Below are 24,485 nucleotides of genomic sequence, written 5' to 3' on the forward strand. Positions count from 1 at the left end.
CTATTTACCTCCAAAATCTGTCTGCCGAGCCCTGATGGCCGACTCGATATTTCTCGCGACCAATGGGAGTGGAAGAGCACCTGGTCGCAGGACTGAATCATGAAAATCGCGAATGTCGAAGGCTTCGCCCAGCCGCGCCCGCATTCCCTCCCGTTGATCAATCATGAAATCCTCGCCTAGTTTGTATGCAAGCGACTGGGCGGGCATGTCGCACGAATATCGTATGCTTTCTGAGCATATCTCGGCCTCGGGCATGAAAGCATTTTTGCGCATATAGGATCGCGCGCGCTCAAGATCCCAACCAAGCGCGTTCATGCCGGTGTCGACCACCAGCCGACAGGTCAGGAACGCGTCCATAACCAAACGACCGAACCGCTCTTCTGGCTTTCGGTACATGCCGAACTCACCCGCCAGTGTAGCTGCGTATTCAGCCCATCCTTCGTTAAAGGCATTGAAAAAGGCGTTCGCGCGAAGGGGATGGAGACTCTCGTTCTCCCGCTGCGAAGCAAGATGGAAGTGATGCCCGGGAACGAGCTCATGATAGTTAAGCGCTGCAACGTGCGCTAGGGGACCGCCTGCTAGATTGCCGGTATTAAAGAGATAATGCCCGACCGGCTGCTCTCGGCTGGGCGGGTCATAGAAGCCAAAGGTCATTGATCCTGCTAGCGCGTCAGGCAAAGGCGCTACGTCATAGGCTGCATTTGGTCGGAACCGGAATGAAGCGTCGATATGAGGCTCGATCCGCTCGCTATAACGACGAAAGACCGAACTTATCGCGTCGGCGCCTTCAGCACGCCATGACGGATTGCGCGCAACATCAGCGAGATATTCTTGCGGTGAGCCCTTAAACTCTTCTTCTTTGAGCAAAAGAGACATTTCCGCACGTATTCCGGCTATTCGAACCACTCCCTTGCCGTGGACCTCCTCCGGTGAGATATCCAACGTCGTGTGCTCACGCACCAGTTCGCGGTAGAGCGCTTCGCCACCCGGATATTGGCAGATGCCCACCTTTTCCGGCGAAGCTCGTTTGAAATCGAGGTCCTCGAGAAGCCCCAGCAACCGCACAAAAGCCGGTTCAACCGATTGTTTAATGCGAGCCACGATCTTACTGCTGGCCGCATCCGCGCCGATCGCCACCAAACGATCTTTGCTAGGCACAATCCGATTGGCGCTTGCGCGAAGCCCATTGATCAGTTGGACAGATTGTGAGAGCTGCGCGCGCGGCATTCTGATGCCGCGGGATCCTTGTCCAGCGGTACGTTCGCGCATCTGGTCGATCAACCGTGCATAATCTTCCACCAGCCCGAGGTATCGATCGAGATCGCCCAAAGTCTCAAAGCGCTGCTTGGACAACATTCCCGAAACGGTATTGAGAAGAAATCCGCCGCCATAGGCGGTAGGCGCGAACAGCGCGAAAAAGCCGACACCAAGTGGGTCGAAGGCAAGCCAATAACGGTTTTCTTCCTGGGCCATGCGGCGGGCAGTCGATTGCGCGACGGCATGCGTAAGGGCGAAATCGTGATGCAAGTCCGAAGGTTGGACGCGATCCAAGATAGCGAGGGCGTCAGCGGCTCGCGAACTGCGCGCCGCGACCGCGCCTTCGCTGATGTCGGGGAGGCGGTCGATCGGTGCATCGAGATCACGCTGAACGAAAGGGGTGCGTTGAACTTCGGACCAAACCTTTTCGATCCCGACAAGCGCCAGTGCGCTGGCTCGATCAGTGGACTGATTCATAACATAATCCTCATATTTCTGTCTAATCGCCGCGTGGACATCCCTTAGTTTCCGGCAGCGCAACCCGCCGGTGCGGCCTCCACAACAGCGGCTAGTGGCGATCAGAGAATGTTCTTGTGGAGTTCGCCAGCCTTCATGATGACCGGGAAGTTGCGCCCGTCCTGTCCTAGAATAGTAACATCATCCATCGGATTGCCATCGACGAGCAGGATGTCAGCATCGGCGCCAGGAGCGATCACGCCGAGACGCCCTTCCTCCATCAGGATTTCCGCCGCGACTGAAGTGGCCGAGATAAGGATGTCATAGGGATCGAGCACCTCAGCGCGTAGCGCAAACTCGATGCCCTGTCGCTCGTGGTGTTCGGCGAGTAGATCGGTGCCAAACCCGACCTTAACGCCTGCTTTTTTCATATGGACGAGACCTTGCGTCATTGCCTCAAGCAGGTCTTGCATTTTGAGAAGGCTAGCTTGCGGCAGCCCAAATTTGGGACCGTCATCATAAAAAGCGCGCACAACCGCTAACGTCGGTACTCCATAAGTGCCGTTTTTCGCCATAATTGTGGCGGTCTCAGGCGACACCATCGAAACATGCTCAATACAGCGCACGCCGAGTTCAGAGCAACGTCGGATGGCATTGTCTGGATGACAATGAGCAAAGATATAGGAGCCGCGCATCTCCGCCTCTTCGACCGCAGCCAAGATTTCAGCATCAGTAAACTGCAGTTTGTCCAGCGGGTCGGTGGGGCTTGCCACACCGCCCGATGCCATTATTTTGATAGCCTTAGCGCCGCGACGAAACTCTTCGCGGACCGCTTTGCGTACCGCATCAGCGCCATCGGCGATGGCTGTGAAGCGTTCATGCTTGGGCGGGCAGCACATGCAGTCCGATAAATGCTGCTGATGGCCAGCACGGAAATCACCGTGACCGCCCGTTTGTGAGATGTATCGACCACTGTGATAGAACCGGGGGCTCTTGATGAAACCCTTTTCAATCGCCATCGCAAATCCCGCGTCCGTGCCGCCAGCATCACGAAGTGTGGTAAAGCCGCGATCCAGCGTTGACTGAAGAAATTGCGCGGCGAAGATTGAGTAGTACTCAGTCGGCATTTGAGCTAGTTTGACGACGTCCATGTCAGCTGCCCAAATGTGAACGTGAAGATCAATCAAGCCGGGCATCAGCGTGCGACCGCGCGCGTCGATATCCACGTCGGCAACAACGTTAATCGGTGCATCACTCACTTCACGAATAATGCTGTTCTCGACAAGCACATGTCCCTCGCGAAGATCCCGCGCTACGCCGTCAAAAATTCGTGCATTCCGGAAGATGGTACGCGTCATCTCACTTCTCCATATTTTCTATAGGCGGCGCTAAGGTGCAGGCGCAACGGACCATCTGTTCGTCTATAATCGGCGCCATGGCTTTCAAACTGTCGCATTAGTCTTCCGCATCCGCCTTCAAATAGCGGGCAGCGCGTAACATGAAGATCCCACATGGCACAAAAGTCACCATCATGATCATGAGCGCGTAGCGCAACCCTTCTGCTGGTCCGTAGAATTGCGCGAAATAGTCGCTGAGATATCCTGCAATGACCGGCCCCGCGCCGAGGCCGATGAGATTGGCGAAGAAGAATACGATCGCGACGGCAGTTGCGCGTCGTGCCGAGCCGCAGACCACGTGAAGCGCGGCGAACATTGGTGGCACGACGCCCGTCAGGAGGATCCCGGCGAAAGTTAGCACTATGCCCATCGAGACGGCGGTTGGGGCCACGAGGGCGATTTCGTAGAGCGGCAGCGCCATAATCAAGCCCCAACCCGGCAGCCGCGCAAACCATGCGATGTTCTTCTTGGCCAGACGGTCTGCGAGGCCACCACCTAAAACGCTGCCGATGACCGCTCCAACCGCCGAAGCGGAACCGAAGATCACCCCCGCCTGAGCGACAGACAGACCATGCACTCGGATCATGAAAGGGACGGTGAAAACCAGGGCACCGTAAGACATCAGAAAGTACAGGGTAAGCGCATAGATGATATTCCGATAGGATGGCTTCATCAGAAGCGCGCGGAACGTGTTGAAGGCCTTTTCTCGCGTATTGCTCGATACTGTGAATTGCGGAAGATATCTCGGCTCCCGGACGAGCAGATAAGTTACGATTGCAAGTGCGAACCCAGGGGCGCCGACAATCAAGAATGCCACTCGCCAGCCATAAGTCTGGGCGATCCATCCGCCGACAACTAGCCCTAGGATATAACCCGCCATCGAGGAAAGCATGTATATCCCTATAGCTTTACCTCGCTTCTCGGGAGGGTAGTAGTCCGCAATAAGGCTTTGAGCTGGAGGGATCGCTCCAGCTTCGCCCGCCCCGACACCAACACGAGCTAGCGCGAGCTGACAAAAAGTTTGCGCGACGCCGCATAGCATCGTCATTGCGCTCCAGGCCGTCAATGCGAGAGTGATGATAAGGCGACGGTCCCCGCGATCTGCCCAACGAGCGATCGGCAGGCCTAAGGTAGCGTAGAAGAGAGCAAACGACAGACCGGATAACAGCCCCAGCATAGCGTCCGAGACGCCGAACTCTAACTTTATTGGCTCGAGCAATACGCCAATGATATTGCGATCAACATAGTTCGAAGTCCCAACCAAGAATAGGATGAACAGCATCGATCCCCGCTGGTGCGGCGTATATAGATCCCAGGGTCTGTTTTCTGCCGTTCCCACTACACCGGTGTCGGTCGCGTCATTGCCTGTGGCCGAATGAGGCATCATATTTCCCTTTGACGACGACCGGTACCTTAAGCACCAGCCGCTTATTCTAGAAGCGGGTCGAAAGGGACACTGCGAGCGTCCGTGGGCGGATCACAGTGGCGCTGGTCGGCACTTGTTGCGTAGCCGACAACTTCGGCGTTCCGGCCGTTGTAAATCCATACGCGTTCAGGATATTCTCCGCTCGGACTTGGAGGTCAAACCGCGAAAAGCTCAGGCTCGCGCGAATATCCACCGTGGCGACGCTCGGGATTTTGACACTGGGATCAGTAACCGCTCCGGGGAATGAACTTGGCAGATCTGATCGGAAGCGCAGCGTTGCTCCAACAGTGCCCTTCAACTCGCTCCCAAGCGGGATATTTTGATCCGCGAGAAACGATACTGTCCAATCAGGGGTCAGTGGCAAGCGGTCACTAGGTGCAGCGCCGACGCTGGCCCGGACACCGGGATCAACCTGATCTATCCGCGCGTCGGTATAGCCGACGCTGGCCGAAAAAGTCGTATTCGGGCCTGGTCGCGCACCCAATGCCATTTCAAAACCGTCTATCTTCGCCGCGCCGCCATTAGCTCCAAGTGTTACGCCCCCAAACAAGGTGTTGAGCTGAATGTCCTTCCAGTCGATGTGATAAACCGACGCGTCGACTGAAAATGTACCGAGGTTTGCCTTAACACCCGCCTCATAGTTCCAGGTGGTGTCAGGTCGAATCGAGGTTTGCGCACCTGGTGGGGGAGCTGGATTGGTTTGTGGTCCGCCAGGCCGATAGCCGCTCGCCGCTCGAAGGTAGATGCTGATGCGCGACGTCGGCCGATACCGAATGGTAGCAAGATACGTCGATACGTTGTCGGAGAATGCAAAATCACGACGCGCGCGCGGAGCATAGAAGGTGTTTGCCCCCGTGATCGCACCAGTCGCGGCCCGTTGCGTATTGTGCGCATAGCGGATGCCGCCGCCTACATCCAAGTTCTCTTTGACGTAAAACGTACCATTTACGAATCCCGCCAGTTCCTCATAGTTCGACAGGGTACGTGTCACTACGAAATTCGCATTAGGAATGCCGTTAGGCCGAGCGCCCGGCAGACTGACACTATTGGCATCTAGAGCCGTAATTGTTGTATTGTAGACGTTCGTCTCGTGCGTGTAAAAGCCGCCAGCCACAAACTCGATCGACCCGAGCCGGCTGGAGACAGCACGAATCTCGCCAGTCCACTTCTCCATATTAGGAGAGAAATTGCCGACCGCGTTGCCATTTTCTGGCAAGATCGAGGGAAATAATGATCTAGCGAACGCATAGTAGGTATTTGTATAATCACTCAAAATCTCGGTAGTAAATCTTGAATATGCTCCGGTCGCGATTAGCGTCGCTGGCCCGGTATCGTAGCTTACACTTGACGTTACCAGACGATATTTAATGTCACTTGGAATGACTATATGTCCAAAATATTTATAGCGACCATAAAGCGGATTTAAAGTGCCACTGGCGTTCAATTGAGTTGACGACCCATTGTTGTGGATGTCTTGAATCATGCCGCTCAGATCGAAGGTCAAATCTCGTGTCGGCGTCCAACGCAATGAAGCCTTGCCACCTTTCACGGTCGACCAGTTGAAGTTCACCTTACCCCTGCCGATATCATCGATGAACCCTCCCACGCGCCGATAGGCTCCGTTCACGCGAAGTGCGAGTTGATCTGCAACCAGCGGCAGGTTTAAGCTTCCTTGTGCCGAATATCCCGCGTCTCCACCCTTAGTGGTTGTCGCCTCGATGCGTCCGTATGCTTGGGGTGCGTGAGCATCCGGCTTTTTCGAAACGATCCGAACAAGGCCACCAAGGCTATTCGCACCATACAGCGTACCTTGCGGTCCTTTCAAAACCTCGATGCGATCAATGTCTGCCACGTCCGGATCAGGGTTCACCAGCGAACTTGCTGACAAGAACCCGCTCGCTGAGAACGGCGCATCGTCGATATATGTCGCAGTCGTGCTCGTGAGCTGCTGCGAGCCAGTGTTGAGCCCTCTAATAATGGTGGTCCCCGTGCCTGGGGTGCCAGAATCACGGAATGCGACACCTGGTACAAGCGTCAGATAGTCGGTCGTATTGCGGACGCCGATTTCGTTCATCTTGTCGCCATCTAAGGCCGTAATTGATGACGGAACATCAATGAGCCGCTCGCTACGCCGCGAGGCTGTTACGACGATGTCTCCATCCGCCCTGCCTGGCGCCTCGGCCTCTCCGGCTGGCAAAGTATTACTCGTAGGCTCTTGCGCTTGAGCGCCGAAGGCGCAGGTCATGGGAATAGCGCTCAGCGCCGTTACAATTGTGGCCGATCTAATGTGCATGCTTGTCTCCCGCTGATATTCTTTTTTTTACGAAAGGGGCTCACCTAGCGCCGGCCAACGGCGCGTTCGTCCAGCCCAGACGCTTTACGGTTCATCATGTGCTCTGTCGGCGGCATACCCGCGGTAAAAGTGGACCGGCAAGGCCAGCCCGCGATGGGCAAGCTGATGAAAGTTATAAATTCATGTCGCAGAGTTTGCTTTTGTTGCTCTAATGCGAAGGTTCTAATTCGGTGGTCCGCTACGGCCGGCTATCGCTCCCTGAGAGACGGCTAGCGTCGAAGAATCGCACCGATGTTTCGTGGTAGGAAAGATGGAAACCATCCTGAAGTCAAGTTAGTCGTATGAACCCCGGCGCAAAAGCTGCGGCGCAATGGTCGTATGTCTTTCCTCATCCAGCGATTTAGGGGAACATGAAAACGATCAAGTGACGCGTTTACTTGGTCAGCTACTCAGCAGCGCTCGCCGCTTCAATCCGCGCCTTCAGGCGAGACACTCCTTGAGCGATTCCACGGTCGAAATGGTCCCCCAGCTGCACCACTGCCCGCGCAACATCGTCACGAGACGCGTTCGCACCTACGTCGAGATCAAAGGTCGAGTGACAATCGAGATGAAACTCTGCAGTTGCTCCTGCTCGTAACGCCTGGAAGGTCGTGAACACGGTCATATTCCGGGCGTCGGGTGACAGATAGTCGGCGCGCATACTGATGCGCATCGCAGACGCCTCCCGTTCGGTGATGCGGCAGATCCGCTCGTCAATTCCTCCGTTCTGCTCACGCCAGAGCCGATAACCGCCGAGCGGAAAGGCAGGTTCATTTAACGCCTCGAGCTTGTAGCCGGCGCGCGCGAAGCCTATCCCAGCGCCGTATTCAGCCTCGAGTTCGGCCCACGTGCGCTCCGGCGACCGATCGATGACGATCGAGCAATGGTTCACGACGGTGACTCGATGCACTGCGGACCGCGCGTGCCGCTCCATGGCTCAATAAGGCCGCGTAACCGCTAGTGTCAGGCCGCGCATGATCGCGGGAGGAACCACGCTGGTGTGATCTTCATCTGGAAACGTGGTTTGCGTCACTGCACGCAGTCCCGCTTCTTCCAAGGCGACTGCGAATTCGGCGGCGGCATCCACCATGCGGGCCTGTAGGACGAATGCCTGCATCTGCTCGATGGTCATCGCTAGCAACGGTGATGTCTTGGTTGGCGGATCCTGTTCCTTGCCGCCGACGCAGACAAAAGTTCGGGGTTGAACATCGAGCACCTTTAGCTTTTCGCGAAATGCCGAAAAATGCTTTAGAACAGCAAAACCATCCCACCAAAGTGACGGACTGGCCACCAAGAATGTGCTGAACGCATGGGGTCGTGTCAGCAAAGCGTAAGCCGCGAACAGGCCACCGAGTGAATGACCGAACAGGACATGATCATCGAGCGACGCTTCGGGATAACGCTCAAGGATTTCTGGCTTCAACGTATCCTCGAGGAAAGTCAGGAATGATTCAGCCCCGCCGTCCATTTCCCCGATCATGCTGGTGAGGCCGCCAAGCGTTTCCTTACCAGCCTCGCTGAGCGGGGGAGTGAGGTCCGCTGTGCGCAATTTTGCCATCTCCCGAACCTCGGCGCCGTAACCGACACCCACGACCATTGCGGTCGCATGCACTCCGGCAGTCCCACGCAGCCGGGCGATTTCGGCTGCCAGCGCGAACGACATGTCGGCATCGAGAACGAACAGGACCGGGACGTCTCGGACCCACGTCGAGGCGTCGCTCACTCGTGCGACGCTGATCTGGAACATGCCTTCGCCGCTCGGGTGGGGCAAATTAAACTGTTCGATCTTTGCCTGAATTTCCGCCGTCATCACTATCTCCTGATATAATTGTGCAAAGATATTAAGTCCGCCCGCGCGCGCTCAGGCCGACTGCTTGTTATCGAACACGTGGACCAGCGCTTTGCTCGGGCAGTGTCGGTCGCTTCGCCGTGGCAACCTCACCTGGCGCCGCCCGAAACGTGCTGAGGTGGCGAATGTCGGCGCACGTGATCTGCGCGCTCCGCGTGCGGCCCATCAACGCCATGCCACGCTCGATCTCGGCGCGGAACAACGCCAACGCACGATCAACACCCGCCTGCCCGCCAGCGGCAAGGCCATAAAGATAAGGGCGCCCGATCGAGCACCCATCTGCACCCAACGCGATCGCCTTCAACACATGTGTGCCGCGCCGGACGCCGCCATCTACGATCAGTTGCGCCTGATTTTGCACCCGGTCCCGTATCGCCGGCAGATAGTCGAGCGGCGCCGCGGTCCCGTCAAGTTGGCGGCCACCGTGATTTGAAACCATGATCGCGTCGGCCCCGCAGTTGACGGCGTTGAGACAGTCGGCCGGCATCATCGCGCCCTTGATAACCAGCTTGCCCGACCATCGACTGCGCAGCCACTCCAAGTCCTTCCAGCTCGCGGAACGATCGAATTGGCTGTTGACGTAATCCATGATGCTGGTTCCGTTTGGACCGAGATCGCCAACATGCTGCACGATATTGGCCAGCTGAAACGAACGGTTGCGGATTGCGCCGACCGACCACCGGGGGTGCATTGCGAAGCTCAACAGACTGCCCAAAGTGAACCGTGGCGGCATAATCATGCCCGTACGAAGGTCGCGCTCGCGATTGCCCGCTATGTTAGTGTCCGTGGTCAGCGCTATCGCTGTATAGCCGTTCGCAGCCGCGCGCTCGAGCAAAGCCTCGGTCAAACCGCGATCGCGAAACAGGTAGAGCTGAAAATATCGCATAGCGCCGCTGGTCGCGACGGTTTCCATCGCGGTCGTGCCCATGGTCGAAAGTCCATAGGGGATCGCTGCGTTCGCGGCGGCCCGGGCCACCGACATCTCACCCGAGGCATGAAAAAGCTGTGACATGCCGGTGGGCGAAAGCATAAGCGGCATGGACGAGGGAAAGCCTAGCAAATCGGCAGTCGTATCGACGGCATTGACATCCACCAACGTACTTTGGGCCAGGGCCCAATCATCAAACACTGCAGTGTTTCGGGCCAGAGTCCGTTCGTCGTCGGCTCCACCCTCCAGATAGTGGAGGATCGGGCGGGGTAGCGCACTGCCGGCAAGCCGGCGGAGGTCGGCGATATTATGCGCTTGTGTCAGGCGCGTTGGAAAAGTCACCCAGTAGCCCCTTCCATGCGTAGGTTAAGACTCACTGGCCTCATTCCTATTCTTTCGTTGTTATTTCCTCATATGAAAGTCGGAAAGACGAGGGCGGTCAAGCTTTTTTTGTTTTTTTGCGGTGAAGATATGGAGACGTGCAGATGCGCAATCACGAACGGACGCGTCCATGAAAATTGCTACGCCGTGTGATATTGAAAAACATGGAAAGCGCTTCGTTAGCGCGCTTTGCCTTTTCCATCCGCTGCGCTAGCGTCGATCGCGCCGCTGTCGTCTGCATCGACGACCCGCAACGAGTTGCGCTCACGCACCTCGCCATTCGCCAGCTCTGCCCGCGGGCATAGTATCCCGAGCACACGGCAGGGCGCTTTGCCAACACGAACATGCGCGTGCTTCATTTCGCCGTCAAAATAGATACTAGATCCAGCCTTTAGCCTTACTGGCGCGTAAATCTCAGTGTGGAATTCTATTTCGCCTTCCAGCACATAATTGAACTCTTCACCGCTATGTTGAGTGAAGGGTCCGTAATCGGCTATGTCCTCAAGTAGGATTTCCGCAATGATCGGCTGAAAGCGCTTATTGAGCAGGTCCGACGCTAGATACCACTCGAGATAACCGCCGCCGTCGATCAAGGTGCCCTCGCCGGGCTGCGAGACGCTGCGTCGCATACCGAATGACAACGGTGAGGCGGCCGGCAAAGGGATGCCCCGCTCCCCCAGAAATTCAGCCAAGTCGGCATCCAGCGCACGTCCGATGCTCTCTAGTCGCTCGAAGCTTGTGGACAGCTTGCCGTTCTCGATCTTAGACATGGTCGAGAGTGCCACACCGATGCGCTTGGCTAACTCAGTAAGTGATATACCGGCTGCGACCCGCTTTTCGCGAATCGCGGTCCCGACTTTCAACCGGCTGCTCGCCAGTGCGCTCTTGTGTCCGCTATTCCCGCGCATGTTCCGACTGATCGCTGCCCAACTTAGGCCGAATTGCCGACCCTCTTCCCCCTCTAGCGAGTCAAGGCCACCCTGTCATCGCATTGCTGCGGTTGGAGTGCCGCGACGGCTATACGGACAACCTAGAAGCGGGTCGATAAATTGAATCCGATGATGCGCGGCTGAAGTACGGCCACCCGCGCTGGTCCGCCCAGAGCAGCCATCGCTGTTGATGCGGAGATCGCGCCTCGGTCATCGAACAGATTTCGCACGAACAGCTGCGCGTCGATCTGTCCGAACATCACGCCTGCCCGTAGATCGACGGTGGCATAATCGCCAACACGATACTGCGGAAGGTTGGGATTGCCGTCGAAACCGGCGTAGCGATCGGATACGAAGCGCAGCGTACCACCGAATGTCGGTTTCAGGCCCGGTCCGTCGCCGCGATAGTCCGCGCTGATCGCCGCAGTGAACTTCGGCACGTTCGGCAGCGGATCACCTTTGCGGCCGCCCAGATCGACCGAGTCCGCCGCCAGGCGAGCGTGCTGATATGCGAATGCGCCTGTTACCATCAAGCTGCGAGACGGACGCGCGATAAGCGTCAGCTCCGCGCCGTCGATCTTCGCGCCGCCGGTGTTGATATAAGTGTTCAATCCGTTACGCACCCCCGATATCAGCATATCGTTCCAGTCGATGTGATAGGCGGCTGCATCGACGCTGAAGCTGCGATCCACCGTCTCGCCGCGAAAACCGAACTCATAGCTCGCCAGTGTATCGGAATCGAACGTGGGCGGCCCCAATGGAGCACCGGTCAGCGGATCGGACGTCACGACGTTCGGCCCTCCGGGACGATAGCCGGTGGCCACTCGTGCATATGCGGCCGCGTGCGAACTGAAACGATAGCGCGCATTCGCCAGGTAGGTCACAACCCCTTCATGTGAGCGCAGCGTTGGGACGGACGGGGCGAGGATGCCGGTCGTGTTCTGCGTGAAGGTCTGTCGATTATGCGCATAGCGTAAACCGCCGGTAACATCGAATTTTTCCGAAAAATGCACCGTCACGTTACCGAAGCCAGCCAGTTCTTTATATGTGCTGGGCAGCTTGGCGGTCAGCAGATTTATCGGGAACGGGGAGCCGTCGGCGTTATATGCAGCTAGGCTCGTCGGCGCAATGCTGCTTTCATGAGTGTAAAAGCCGCCGATAATCCAATCAATCGACGTCTCCCCGGAGGAAGCGAGCCGCACTTCCTGTGCCAGTTTCTTGGTGGCGATGCCGCCATCCGTGGCGGCGGACGCGATTGGCAATCCAACGGACGCCAACAACGGAACATAAAGCGCTGAAGCGTCCAGCCGAAAGGCGACAGTATTCGTCTGGTAGCTAGTGATCGAAGTGAGACGCGCGCTACCAAAGTCATAGTCGATCGTGCCGCTGACCACGCGAAACCGTTGGTCGAACGGTTCGCGCAGCACGCGACTTTGCTGCAACTCGCCGTTGACGGCAGCGCCGGCAAGCATATTGTCAACTTGCGCGGTGCCATCACGGTGAATGTTCTGGGCAAAGCCGCTCAAGCGGATCGATAGCTCTTCCGTCGGCGTCAACAGCAGGTCAAGCCGCCCGCCATAGATGCGCGCGCGACCAACATCCTTTTCCTCGAGCACGACATTGTCGACATATCCGGCATCACGCGAATAATAGCCACTGGCGCGTACTGCGATCTTGTCGGCCGAGAGCGGAGCGCTGACCGCTGCCGCGGCATTGTAGCCAAGTCCGCCATGGTCCGTGGACGATAGGCCCACCTGCATAGTTCCTTCGCCCTCATCCAGATTGGGCTTGCGAGTCACATATTTCAGCACGCCGCCCATCGAACTGGCGCCATAAAGAGTGCCTTGGGGGCCGCGGAGCACCTCGATTCGATCAAGATCGAACAAGCCGGCGTCGAGCGCCAAGCTGGTGTTGATCGCAAAGACTGTGCTCCCGCCATAAGGTATATCATCGACATAGACGCCTACTGTCGATGCGACGTCAGCGCCCGAGGTCACACCGCGCAGCGTGATCTGGTTCTGACCGGCGCCGCCATTAGAACTGATCGTCAAGGCGGGAATCGTATTGGCGTAGTCGCGCAGCTGAGTAGCGTTCAGGCGTGCGAGATCATCGGCACTGATCGCGGTGATCGATTGCGGGACGTCCATCAAGCGCTGAGCACGTCGGGTCGCGGTCACAACGATCTCGTTCGCACCAACCGATTGCTCTGGCTTCCCGACCACATCCTGCGCCGAGGCTGAGAACGGAGCCACCAGAAGCATGCCAGTGCCTATGAGCAGATTTATCTGGATGTTCATAATTTCCTCCCATTTTTCGCGGCTTGCGAACCCGCCCAATAAACGGCGTTCGCAGCCAGCTCCTCACACTATCGGTGGGTTTTCCATATTTGCTAATTGGAAAGATTCCATAGGCCTTGTCAACTTCGAAAATAAAATAATGACGGGCTCGCAGGAGCCGGTCCCGGCATTCACCTACCGCAAATTGCCTTTTCTTCGCAACTTGAGTCGCCTTCTAAGCATGGCGCCATATCGCTTTCCTGATTTCTCATATTGAAATGATCCGATGGTTTTCGAATCAGCCAGCGTCAAAATCGATCGAAGATCTGGCGTCGTTTGCTTAAGCTGCACCAGCGACTCCACCGACGCAGGATGATGGTCGCTTTGATCGGTGTCAGGTTATTCCAAGAAGTCAGGATCAAGTTCAAAGCGAGGGACCTGCCCCCTGCCGGGCGTCGATCATAACGAAAGTCTTGTGGTTGAAAATTCTGGCACGCTTGCCTGCACAAACGTCCGAACCGCTCAGGAAGGCGTGCAATTTCTGAACGACGAGAAAGGCCGACACGGTTGTAGTCCTAGCGTCAGTTTGCCAGCCTTCGGTGTGCATCTACCAAGCTGCCGAACGTTTGCCGGATGAGCAGTTCATCGCACAACCAACCGATAGAGTATCCGGGCGCCCTGACCCCGCGCCGTCGCAAGCATGCCGCTAAAGCGATCGAGGCGGATCAGTTTGTTCAACGTCGCCTGTGCCCGAGCGACGCACCGGCTGTACCTTCCGCCCAAATTACACGATGCCTTCTGCATAAGGAAAGGCGCCGCAGCGAAGATCACTGCCGTGCCGGTATCTCGAATTTCAATAACAAGGTTTGCTGCGAGCTTTCGAAGTTGTCGTCCGCTACAATGTAAACGAACGTGCGCCCCGACTTTCGACGAACCGCCACCCCTTCGAAATTCTCCGATACGAACGGCGGTGCCAACCGGATCAGTTCGCGGGTGCTTGCCGCCGTCGTATTCGGCCAGCCATCCAGCCTCAATTCCTCGACCGTGACGGCAAACCCTGCAGCTTCGCTCCAACTCCGGCGTAACAGGACGAAGCGGCCGCCTCCCAGCGCGACAAGGTCGCTGGGGCGCATATCGCCCGGCGCCGGGACAGCTACCTCCAGCACGTGGGCCGCTACATCCCCGGACGCTCCCAACTGCGGGCTCACCACCAAGGCGGCGGCGTTTCCGTCCGGAGCACGCAGCCCTTCAGACAGCAGCAAGGTGCCCTGATCGTCTCCCGCCATCGCTTCAACGCCTTCGTTATCGCCTTGGCGAGCCAGCCATGCATCCATCCCGCCAAGGCGCGTGGGCCGGCCTGTGGGCAGACCGCCCGCCACGGCGTAGCGCAGGACGCGGTGATCGCGCTCCAGCGCTACGAGCACAGCGTCGGGGCGGCAGGACGCCCCCTTGCAATCCCCCTGCACGAAGTCGATCGCTTCCGCATCGCTTTTTACCTTGCCCGCCAATGGCATGCCTTGACTGTCGAGCAGGGTTATGGTGCGGGCCTGCGCGATGCCCACCAGCCTGTGGCCGCGCTCGCGCGGGCGCAACGCGTACCACGCGCCGTTCGCGTCGCTCAGGGCATGAAGCCAGCCATCCTTCCAACGCAGCGACGACAGCCCGCCAAAGTGCTTGTCGGGCGACGACAGCTCCAGCGCCCCCAGCAGCCGTATGCCCGGAGCCTTCGACGAAGGCTCGGCCGACCCGAACCGCACCGAACCCCCATGCACGGAGACTGGCGCTCCGCCGCTCAGGCGACCCGCGCCGCAACCGGCCAGCAACGGCAGCATCGCCATCACTAGGCCCGCCGCGATGCGGTGTGCGGATATCGGCATCAGGGATCTCACAGCTTGGCGGTCAGGCCCAGGAACACGGTGCGGCCCAGCGTGTCGTAAAGCGCTGGGAAGGTGTTCCCGTTACCATAATCGGCATTCACGCCAAGGTTGAAGTTATCGACGATCGGTGGGTCGCGGTCGGCAATGTTGCGCACGCCGAAGCGCAGCACGAAGTCGCCATAAGCCACCGGCACGCTGCCGGACAGGTCGAAGTAGCTGACCGCGCCGATCCGGGCGTCGGCAATGTCCCGCCGGCCGCCGGTCGCGCCGCTGAATACGGAACTGCCGTCGTTGATGTCCACTTGCGAGGCGCCGACGAAGCGCCAGGCGAGCGAGACGGCCAGCTTGCCCGGGGTCTGCCAGGTCAGCCGCGCGGTGTGCCGCCACTTGGGCGTAGGCGATCCGCACGTCGGGCCGTAGAGCCCCGCGCAGTCGTAGGCGGCCTGGCCGGGCAGCGGAGAAATTTCGCGATTGCGGGTCCAACTGCCGTTGGCGTCCAGCAGCAGACGGCCCAGCGATCCGATGTCGGTGGAATAGGCCAGGGTCGCGTCGATGCCGCTTGCCTTCAGGTAGCCGGTGTTGACGTTGGTGGCGGCAATGTACCCGCCGGTGGTGGCCAGGCTGCCGTTGGCGTCGCGCTGGACCAGGTTGCAGAAGAACGCGTCGGCATTGTTCAGGCACTGCGAATAGGCCAGCGTGGGCGATACAGTGCCGATCAGGTTGCGCACCTTGATGTCGTAATAGTCCACCGTGATCACCAGCGAGCGGGCGAAGCGCGGGTTGAGGACCAGCCCCATCGTCCAGGTGTTCGCGCTTTCGGGACGCAGCGCCAGATTGCCGCCGGTCAGCGTGGTGCAGAAGTTCGAGGCGCACTCGGCGATGGAACCGTACTGCGCGCTCGTCACACCGGTGTTGGCGCATTGGGCCAGCGTGCCGGTGGGCCTTGTCCCAGCGCAAACGTCGGTGATCGAGGCCGACGAGAACGACTGCGGCGCGAACAGTTCAACCACGTTGGGCGCGCGGATCGCGCGGTTGAAGCCGCCGCGCAGCACCACATCGGGGATCGGGGCCCATTCGAGGCCGGCCTTGAAGGTGTCCGCACCGCCAGCCAGATTGTACTCGGAATGGCGATAGCCCGCATTCAGTGTCAGGCGATCGAAGAACGGGCGGCCGCTGACGAGCGGGGCGACCACTTCGAGGAAGCCTTCGGTCACATGGGTGCTGCCGACAGCAGGGGCGGTGGCGCCAAAGCCGGCGAGATCGCCGCGCAGCAGATTGGCGGACGGCGACAGGCTGATGGCGTCCTCGCGGTATTCGACGCCGAAGGCCACGGCCACCGGATTGGCGGCGAAGGGACTGGCGAGGCCAATGGTTCCCAGATCGCCGTTGATCGTCGCGGCGGCGACTTTCTGGGTGACGCGCCCCGTGGTGCGGCCGCTGGCGAACACATAGTCCGCCGCTTCTGGCGAAACCTGCCCAAGCTGGAAGATGTTGAGCGGCGCGCAGCCCGCGTTGCCGGAGATGCACTGCACCGTGCCGCCCACATTGCGGGCCAGCAGCGCGTCCTGCGCCCGCGCAACCGAGACGTCGTTGGTGGCGTCGTTGGCGTATTCGACCCGGCCGTACTGGCCGTAGACATCGTAGCTCCACCCTTGCGCGAACTCGCCCCGCGCGCCCACCACGCCGCGCCACTGGCGATGGCGCAAGTCGTAGTAGCGCTGGCGCCCCGCCACTTCGAGGCGCTTGGCGATGGTGCCCGACCATACCGCCGTAGCGCTACCGGCATTGACCCCGCACAGCGCCGTCGCCTGCGATGCGCCCAGCAACGGGTTGTCGCAGTTGATCGTGTACGTGCGGTTGCCGACGATCCCGGCCGGCGCGATCTGCGCGCGGGTGGTGTCCTGCATGAACATCACATCGGTATAGAGTTCGACCGCGTCGCTCACCGCGTAGTGCGCGAGCAGGCCGGCGGAATAGCGCTCGTCCTGCCGCTGGAGATAGTTTTCCTTGGCCGAGTTGTAGGCCAGCGCGCCGGTATAGGGCACGAAGCTGGCGCTGCCGTCCGGGTTTGGGGCCAGTCCGCCGCCAGTGCCGCCGGTGCGGAAGCGGCCATAGGCGTTGGTGCCCGACCCCGTGCAGACATGCGTATCAAAGGGTTGTGCGCCGCTTACCGTGCCGATGCCGCAGGCCGCGAAGTCCCGGTCGATCGCGCCCACCGGCTGCGCGTTGCGATAGGCGAAGTAGGCGGTAACGTTGCCGCGCCCCTCGGCGAGGTTGTGCCCGCCCGCCAGCGAGACGTCATGGGTCCAGCCGTCCCAGCCGGCGTCCGGCACCTCGACGCCGAAGGCGCGCAGCTTGTCCTGGGCGCCCTTGTTGTCATTCTGGGTCTGATAGCCGCTGACTTGATAATCGAGCCGCAGGCCCTCCAAGTCGCGCCGCAGCTTGAAGTTGACCACGCCCGCCACCGCGTCCGATCCGTAGGCGGTCGAAGCGCCGCCGGTCACCGTCTCTACCGAAGAGACGAGCGAGGTCGGGATGAAGTTGAGGTCGGCGACGGGCAGCGTCGGGTCGCCCGGCATCAGGCGGCGCCCGTCGATCAGCACCAGGGTGCGGCTAGGCCCCAGCTTGCGCAAGTTGACGGTGGCGATGCCCGGCGTCCCGAAGGTGGACTGGCCGGAGGTGTTGCTGCCCGAAACCTGCGGCAAGGCATTGAGCAAGCCATCGGCCGTGGGCCAGCCCTGGAACGCGATCGCATCGCTGTCGACGGCGACCAGCGGGCCAATCGCGGTGGCGGCGGGCGAGCGCACGCGGCTGCCGGTCACGACGATGTCGTTCGCGGTTTCGGCAGCGTCGGGTGCGCCCTGCGCATGGCCGATGGTCGGAATGAATGCGGCGGCCAGGGCACAGCCCAGCGCGGCGGACGAAAACAGGCATGCACGGACGGTCATCGCAATTTCCCCTCATGGACGACAGGCCTCCCTGGCACACTCGATGCTCGTTCGGCCCGATCTGCGCCTTGATCCATCGCCGGCAAGAAGGATGCGAATCCCCCGTGGCAATGTCCAACCCCAGAAACACCCTTCCCATAAAAAACGTTTTAGTCAATATTGTGACAGGGTGATGCAAATCGTTGGCCAGCTACAAGCCTCACAGCACTAATTCGCAGGATTTACCTATGAACCGTTTTATCTTGGTGCTGCTTGTGGCTCTCGCCTTGGCGCAAAACGCCGCACTGGCTGCGGCGGCCGAAAGGAAACGCACGCCCGAACTAGTCATCTACGACAACGACTGGAGCGTCAGCACCGGCGGCAAGGGCTATGTCTCGCAGCCGGCCCTGGCAATCCTGCTGGCCGACCCCAATTTCCGTATCCTGGGGCTGACCTCGGTCAGCGGCGACTACTGGCGCGACGAAGGCGTGGCCAGCCTGCTGCGTTTCCTCGAACTCATCGGCGCGCCGGGAGTGCCGGTGCACAACGGCGCGGTGCTGCCGCTGGTGAACAGCGCCGCGCGCCATGCGGACTGGGAAGCCCGGTTCGGCAAGGCCTACTGGAGCGGCGCATGGAACGATGCCGAGCGCGACCCCTTCGCCCATGCACAGGGCCCGTGGATGATTATCCCCCCGCGCGAAGGGATGCCCACGCTCAAGCCGGCAACACAGAACGCCGTCTCGTTCCTGATAGAGGCCGTCCACCGCCATCCCGGCGCGGTCACGATCTATGCCGAAGGGCCGCTGACCAACATCGCGCTCGCCCTGCGGCAAGACCCCGCATTCGCATCGCTAGTGCGCCGGATCATCATCCAGGGCAGTTCCGTGGGCGCCGCGCACGAAGGGGCGGACAAGCGTGCCGAGTTCAACTTCCAGTTCGATCCAGAAGCCGCAGACATCGTGCTGACGGCCCCTTGGCGCGAGGCAGTGCTGCTGGGCGACATCTCCAACCGCACCGAACTGACGCCCGCGCTGCTGGCTCGCATGGCGCGCATCGACACGCCTGCGGGCCGCTATGCCACCGCCAATGCCTCGCCCGGCCTGCCCTTGTGGTCGCAGCTAGGTGCGGCGATAATCGTCGATCCGGCGATTGTGCGCGAGGCGGTGCCCGCCGTGGTTGCGGTCTCGCTCGATCACGGCGCCGAATATGGGCGCACCCGCAGTTGGCCCGCCGGCCATGCCCAGGCGCCCGCGCTCGGCCAACGGGCCGTGTCCATCGTGACGCAGGTGGACTCCGCCCGCCTTGCCGACCTTTACGTCGAAAGCCTGTCGCGCCCGATCCGCAGACGCTGACCGGCCACGGCGAAGACCAGCGTCACCGCGAACCCCGCTGCGGCGACCAGCGCCATCAGCACGAAGCCCGCCTGCCCCTGTGGCCCGAACCTGCCGCCCAGCAGAAACGTCACCGAACCGATCACAACCCCGTGGACCATGGCCGCGAACAGGCCGAGTGCCGGCGCGAGAAGGCGCGGCGGTACCATCGCGCGCAAGGCTTCCATGCCTCCCAGCAAGGTCGCCCCAAAGGTCAGGCCATGTAACGTCTGGAGCAGCAGGAGCACAGCCAGCGGCGGGTCCAGCGCGGTCACGCTCCACCGCAGCACGCCCGCTGCAGCACCTACCAGCAGCAGCTGCACGGCCCTGCGGTCACGATCCGCCTTGCCGAAGATGCGTGAGGAAAGCGCCAGCACGGCGATCTCCGCCACCACCCCGACCGCCCACAACAGGCCCGACGTAGCGGCACCGAAACGGTAGGCGACCGCCCAATGCAGGTTGGCGAACGTGTAGTAATAGGCGTGGCCCGCGTTGATCGTCGCCACCGCGATCACCAGCAGCCATAAATCGGCACGGCGCAGCAGCGCGGCGATCTCGCCACCGGATACTCGCTCCACCGCCGACGAAAGGATGGCGGCGTGCGACCGCGTCGACACGATGCCAAGGAGAACCAGCGCCAGCGCCAGTGCTTCGGCGGCAACGACGGTCCAGGTGCCCCACAACTCGATCGCCCATCCCGCGGTAAGGGTGGCGACAGCGAAACCCAGCGATCCCCAGGCGCGCATGCCGCCCCATCCGCCCCCCTGCCCCGCCAGCACGAGCGCATCGGCTATCGGCAGCAGCGCCCCGCAGAACAACCCGGAAATGCCGGCGATCGCAAGAATCGCAGGCCCGGAATGAACCCCTGCGAGTGCCGATGTGAAAACCAGCGCCGCGCCGGCAACTGCGATGGCGAGATGGCGCAGCCCCACCCGAACGGCGGTCGACGGCAACAGCAACTGCCCGAGCGTGGTCGCGATCATGACCAGCGCCGTCACCCGGGCGATCGACGCGACATCCAGCCCGCGAACCTGGAGCCACAGCGGAAAGTAAGGTGTAACCACGCCAAGGAAGGCATAGTACGCAGGGTAGACGACCAGCAGGCCCCCACGTCGTCCGGAACGGGCACCTGGCACGCCCCCCCGCCGGTCATCGGCATCTTCCATGGCTGGCGGCGCCATACGTTCCCTCGGAAAAGACCTTGCCCGGCGATAGGATGCGGCCTTTCGGCCCCTGCGCGCTAGATGCACTTGTGCGATGGACATGGCCAGACCTATCGTGCCGCAACCCCGCTCCCGGCAGGTTCACAACTAGGATTGATCATCAAGTGCAGCAGCCGCGCATAACGATCAGGGACGTGGCCCGGAAAGCCGGCGTTTCGATCGGGACGGTTTCTAACAGCCTCAACGACCGGCCCGGCGTCAGCGGGGAAGTACGGCGGCGCGTGCTCGCCGCGGTGGAAGCGCTTGGCTACCGCCCCAACCGCGCGGCCCGGGCCACCCGCACCGGCCGCACCGGCACGCTGGCCTTCGTCACGCCGGACTTGCGCAACCCGTACTATCCGCAGTTGGCGCAAGCGATCTCGCAGGCCGCCCGCCGCGCCGGATACGCGGTCCTGCTCGTCGATACCGAGGACGGCACCAGCGAGCGTGAGCGCATCGAGCAGATCGAACACTACGGCGTAGACGGCATCCTGTGGTGCCCGGCCACCTCCGAGGACGTGATTTCGGACAGCGCCTTGTCTACCCCCGTCGTCGTCATCGACCACTGGCTACCCGGCCGCGACAACGTTTCCGCGGACTATCGCATGAGCGGCAAGCTCATCGCCGATCATGTGCTGGCCGCAGGCTACCGCTCCATCGGGATGCTGTCCGGCCCACCGGAAATTTCAGCCGCGCGGCTCAGGCGCGATTCTTTCGTCGAATTCGTGGCAGGCAGGGTTCCGCTGGCCTGGGAAATCATCCACCCCTTCGACATGCGCCTGACCGATGAAGCGATCGCCGCGATCCGTTCGGCAGAAGCGGGCGTGATCGTCTGCTGCGACGACCTGATGGCGCTGGGCGCCCTGCAGGCGGCGCGAGAGGCCGGCCTGTCCGTGCCACGCGATGTCGCCATAATCGGCCACGATGATCTCCCGTTCTGCTCCGTCACGTTCCCCGGAATCACCACCGTCCGTCAGCCGCTGGAAGAACTGGGTCAAGAAGCAGTGTCGCTGCTGATCGACAGGATGGTGGATATCAGCCGGCCAACCCGTCGTGTCACCTTAGACGTAGAACTCATACAGCGTGAATCTACGCATTCATGAGCGCCCTCATTGAGGTCATTCCAAGCACCGCTTAGAAACCTGCCACATACAGCGCTAAAGGCAGCCATGACCAATTTTGAAACAGCTTCGTAAGCAATTATGGAGCCATGGATCGCACGGCGGCGTTGAAGGCGATCGCCGGCAAATGGGCGCAGTTCGATCCCGCACGGCATCCGTTCGTTCGAAATGTCGCCACGCAGCTGCCCGAGCATGACGATCGGGATAAATTCGTCGCCGGCGTCGAAACCCTGCGCGACGCAAGCCATGGTCAATCCAGACCGGTCATGTCCGGCGCCCAATAATACCAACCTGCGCATTATCTGACTCACGGGGGATTCCCAAGGCGGTAAAAATCTGAATCAATGGGGCCACGACTTTGGAGTGTGGCACCATGGGTTCAGCGATCGGCTTGCGGGAAGATTTTGATGGGGCGGCGCTGCGACGATTGTCGCGGACGACGAAAAGCGCGAACCAGGCGCTGCGGTTGTTGGCTTTGGCTGAAATTTACGACGGCGGTAGCCGAAGTGCTGCGGCTCGGATCGGCGGAGTTGGCCTTCAAATTGTGCGCGACTGGGTGATCCGGTTCAATGCCCGCGGTCCTGATAGATTGCTGGATGGTAAAGCGCCCGGCCCCCGTTCGCGGCTGAACGATACGCAGCGCAGGGCACTCGTCGATGTCGTCGAGAACGGCCCGGTCCCGGCAATCCACGGAGTGGTGCGTTGGCGGCTGATCGATCTGGCCCGGTGGCTCTACGATGAGTTTGCCGTCTCGCTCGACGACACCACCATCAGCCGCGAGTTGAAGAAGCTGGGCTACGTCAAACTCACGGCACGGCCTCGCCACCATGCCCAGAACGAACATGCCATGGAGGCCTTCAAAAAAGGGGCTTCGCTGCCGAGCTGGCAAAGGTCAAAGCCATCCTCCCGAAGGGTACGCCCATAGAAATCTGGTTCCAGGAAGAGGCGCGTGTCGGCCAAAAGAACACAATTACGCGACGCTGGGCCAGCCGCGGAACGCGGCCATCGGCACCGAAGGATCAGCGAATGAAATCAGCCTATATCTTGGGTGCGATCTGCCCGGAACTGGGCAAGGGCGCCGGACTCGTCCTGCCCTTTTGCAATACCGATACCATGTCGCTGCATCTGGCTGAGATATCGCTCGCCGTTGCGCCGGGAGCCCACGCGGTCGTGCTGATGGACCAGGCCGGTTGGCACATGACCGACAAGCTCGATGTCCCCGACAACATCAGCATTGTCGCGCTCCCGCCCAAATGCCCCGAACTCAACCCGGTCGAGAACATCTGGCAGTTCATGCGCGACAACTGGCTCTCCAACCGCGTCTTCACATCCTACGAAAAAATCGTCGACCTCTGCTGTGAAGCTTGGAACAAGCTCGTCGATCAACCTTGGCGCATAATGACCATCGGACGCCGCAAATGGACGCGTAGGTCATGATCAATGCAGGTTGGTATAAGCCCTTGCCACGACGCGAGCCTGTGGGATCGCTTGCCGCTTCAGGTTCATCGAAAGGCTGGTATGGTGGCGGGGTTCCCGGTCAGCACGATGGTACCCGGATCGAACAGCGCATCGCCCGCTCCATCCTTGTACAAGACTTGGAACAATCGTGTCTTGCCAAGCTCGGACAGACGTCACCCTGCATCCATTAGCGCGGCTTTGCCAGGGCCGCACGAAGCCTGTCAATACCGTCGCCGAGCTGCTCCCGCTCGCTCGATCGCACATCGGCGAGGCGGTCCTTGTCGTTTAACAGAAAGGGCTTCTCCTTGCTCACCCCGACTCTGTGCCATTTGCCGATGTTACGCCAACCCGAGACGTCGAGGCCAAGACATGTGCGGACCCATACAGAGATGCCCGAATAGACACGTGGCAGTCACGACAGGCGGCATTCTCGATTGCGATGCCGCCCCTCGCCGATGGGTCAACGCACCGCCCGCGAACGTGCCAGAATACGGCGAGCCTGCGCGACATGCGGCGCATCGATCATCTTGTCGTCCAGCACCAGCACCCCGGCACCCGGCGCGCGCGCGAAGGCATCTATGACCTTGTGGGCCTGATCGACCGCCACCTCGCTGGGGGTGAAGGCCGCATTGATGACAGGCACCTGCAACGGATGCAGCGCCATCATCCCGGTGAACCCGTCATGCGCGCCGCGTGCGGCGTAGCGAGCCAGCCCCGCCTCATCCCTGATCGCGGGATAGACCGTCTCGATCGCCTCTACGCCCGCGGCATGGGCCCCGAACAAGGCGAGCGAGCGGACCACTTCGTAAGGTGCGGCATATCGCTGGTCCTCGTCCCGACTGGAAACGGCGCCGATCGCGGCCGGCAGGTCTTCCGCGCCCCAAGTCAAGCCGCACAGTCGCGCCGCTACTGCACGATAGCTGCCCAGGCCGAACACAGCTAGCGGCGTCTCAGTGGCGATCGGCAGCACGGCCAGTTCGGGCCCTATTTGCGCCAGTAGGGTTTCAACCGTGGAGGCGCTCTCCGCCTTGGGAAGCATGAGCGCGTCGGAACCTGCGGTGCACTGCAAGTCGGCGTCGAGGTATCTGCTGTTGATCGGGTTGATGCGTACAATCCGCACCACCTCCGCCGGTCGGGCGAGATACGCAGCGACCGCATCGCGCGCCGCCGCCTTAGATTCCGTCGAAACCGAATCCTCCAGATCGAGAATGATCGCATCCGCGCCGGAGCTCGCCGCCTTTTCGAAGCGCTCAGGCCGGTCGCCCGGCACGAACAGCAGGCTGCGCATCGCCGGGATGG

Annotated in this window: 18 protein-coding genes; 4 read left to right on the top strand and 14 right to left on the bottom strand. The window is 60.6% G+C overall.

Annotated features, from left to right (window positions below; translation table 11 throughout):
- The 11 genes from TQ38_RS19800 to TQ38_RS19860 form a co-directional block, all read right to left on the bottom strand.
- Positions 1-1,734, bottom strand: coding sequence for a DUF885 family protein (locus TQ38_RS19800; RefSeq protein ID WP_052505749.1), 1,734 nt, complete (start codon positions 1,732-1,734; stop codon positions 1-3).
- Positions 1,735-1,835: 101 nt separating this feature from the next.
- Positions 1,836-3,071, bottom strand: a complete 1,236-nt coding sequence (locus TQ38_RS19805) for an amidohydrolase family protein (protein WP_043975824.1) — start codon at positions 3,069-3,071, stop codon at positions 1,836-1,838.
- A gap of 97 nt (positions 3,072-3,168) precedes the next feature.
- On the bottom strand, positions 3,169-4,392 hold the full coding sequence (locus tag TQ38_RS19810) for an MFS transporter (protein ID WP_043975871.1): 1,224 nt from the start codon (positions 4,390-4,392) through the stop codon (positions 3,169-3,171).
- Positions 4,393-4,543: 151 nt separating this feature from the next.
- A complete protein-coding gene (locus TQ38_RS19815) occupies positions 4,544-6,781 on the bottom strand; it encodes a TonB-dependent receptor (RefSeq protein ID WP_162792317.1) in 2,238 nt (745 codons plus the stop codon).
- 493 nt (positions 6,782-7,274) lie between these two features.
- Positions 7,275-7,760 (bottom strand): hypothetical protein, encoded by a 486-nt coding sequence (locus tag TQ38_RS19820; protein WP_162792318.1) that lies wholly within the window; start codon positions 7,758-7,760, stop codon positions 7,275-7,277.
- Between the two features lie 45 nt (positions 7,761-7,805).
- Entirely contained in the window at positions 7,806-8,678 is an 873-nt protein-coding gene (locus tag TQ38_RS19825) for an alpha/beta hydrolase (protein WP_043975827.1), read from the bottom strand.
- A gap of 67 nt (positions 8,679-8,745) precedes the next feature.
- The gene (locus tag TQ38_RS19830) at positions 8,746-9,987 is read right to left on the bottom strand and encodes an alpha-hydroxy acid oxidase (protein WP_082057710.1); all 1,242 of its coding nucleotides are present in this window, start codon (positions 9,985-9,987) and stop codon (positions 8,746-8,748) included.
- 218 nt (positions 9,988-10,205) lie between these two features.
- Positions 10,206-10,889: a helix-turn-helix domain-containing protein gene (locus TQ38_RS19835; protein ID WP_162792319.1), complete on the bottom strand. Its 684-nt coding sequence runs from the start codon at positions 10,887-10,889 to the stop codon at positions 10,206-10,208.
- Positions 10,890-11,056: 167 nt separating this feature from the next.
- Positions 11,057-13,252 (bottom strand): TonB-dependent receptor, encoded by a 2,196-nt coding sequence (locus TQ38_RS19840; RefSeq protein ID WP_052505751.1) that lies wholly within the window; start codon positions 13,250-13,252, stop codon positions 11,057-11,059.
- Between the two features lie 806 nt (positions 13,253-14,058).
- Positions 14,059-15,069: an esterase-like activity of phytase family protein gene (locus TQ38_RS19855; protein WP_162792320.1), complete on the bottom strand. Its 1,011-nt coding sequence runs from the start codon at positions 15,067-15,069 to the stop codon at positions 14,059-14,061.
- Positions 15,070-15,116: 47 nt separating this feature from the next.
- Positions 15,117-18,056 carry a TonB-dependent receptor domain-containing protein gene (locus TQ38_RS19860; RefSeq protein WP_043975832.1) on the bottom strand — a complete coding sequence of 980 codons (2,940 nt, stop codon included), beginning with the start codon at positions 18,054-18,056 and terminating at the stop codon, positions 15,117-15,119.
- Positions 18,057-18,283: 227 nt separating this feature from the next.
- On the opposite strand from TQ38_RS19860, the gene TQ38_RS19865 reads away from it, so the two are divergent.
- Entirely contained in the window at positions 18,284-19,387 is a 1,104-nt protein-coding gene (locus tag TQ38_RS19865; RefSeq protein ID WP_043975833.1) for a nucleoside hydrolase, read from the top strand.
- Here TQ38_RS19865 and TQ38_RS19870 read toward each other — a convergent pair.
- Positions 19,348-20,571, bottom strand: a complete 1,224-nt coding sequence (locus tag TQ38_RS19870; RefSeq protein ID WP_162792321.1) for an MFS transporter — start codon at positions 20,569-20,571, stop codon at positions 19,348-19,350. The two genes, TQ38_RS19865 and TQ38_RS19870, sit on opposite strands and share 40 nt — an antisense overlap.
- A gap of 191 nt (positions 20,572-20,762) precedes the next feature.
- Here TQ38_RS19870 and TQ38_RS30060 point away from each other — a divergent pair, with 191 nt between their 5' ends.
- The 3 genes from TQ38_RS30060 to TQ38_RS19890 all read left to right on the top strand — a co-directional run bounded on the left by TQ38_RS30060 (position 20,763) and on the right by TQ38_RS19890 (position 23,165).
- A complete protein-coding gene (locus TQ38_RS30060; RefSeq protein WP_162792322.1) occupies positions 20,763-21,710 on the top strand; it encodes a LacI family DNA-binding transcriptional regulator in 948 nt (315 codons plus the stop codon).
- Between the two features lie 107 nt (positions 21,711-21,817).
- Positions 21,818-22,012: a hypothetical protein gene (locus TQ38_RS19885; protein WP_043979368.1), complete on the top strand. Its 195-nt coding sequence runs from the start codon at positions 21,818-21,820 to the stop codon at positions 22,010-22,012.
- Positions 22,013-22,101: 89 nt separating this feature from the next.
- A protein-coding gene (locus TQ38_RS19890; protein WP_113942007.1) for an IS630 family transposase occupies positions 22,102-23,165 on the top strand; the annotation gives its coding sequence in 2 pieces (ribosomal slippage) (positions 22,102-22,593 and positions 22,596-23,165; 1,062 coding nt in all).
- A gap of 208 nt (positions 23,166-23,373) precedes the next feature.
- Here the strand turns inward: TQ38_RS19890 and TQ38_RS31330 are convergent.
- Complete coding sequence (locus TQ38_RS31330) at positions 23,374-23,499, bottom strand: hypothetical protein (RefSeq protein ID WP_255417994.1); 126 nt, start codon at positions 23,497-23,499, stop codon at positions 23,374-23,376.
- 147 nt (positions 23,500-23,646) lie between these two features.
- The gene (locus TQ38_RS19895; protein ID WP_043979362.1) at positions 23,647-24,474 is read right to left on the bottom strand and encodes a CoA ester lyase; all 828 of its coding nucleotides are present in this window, start codon (positions 24,472-24,474) and stop codon (positions 23,647-23,649) included.
- Positions 24,475-24,485 lie beyond the last annotated feature (11 nt).

The organism is Novosphingobium sp. P6W (assembly GCF_000876675.2).
Lineage (GTDB): Bacteria > Pseudomonadota > Alphaproteobacteria > Sphingomonadales > Sphingomonadaceae > Novosphingobium.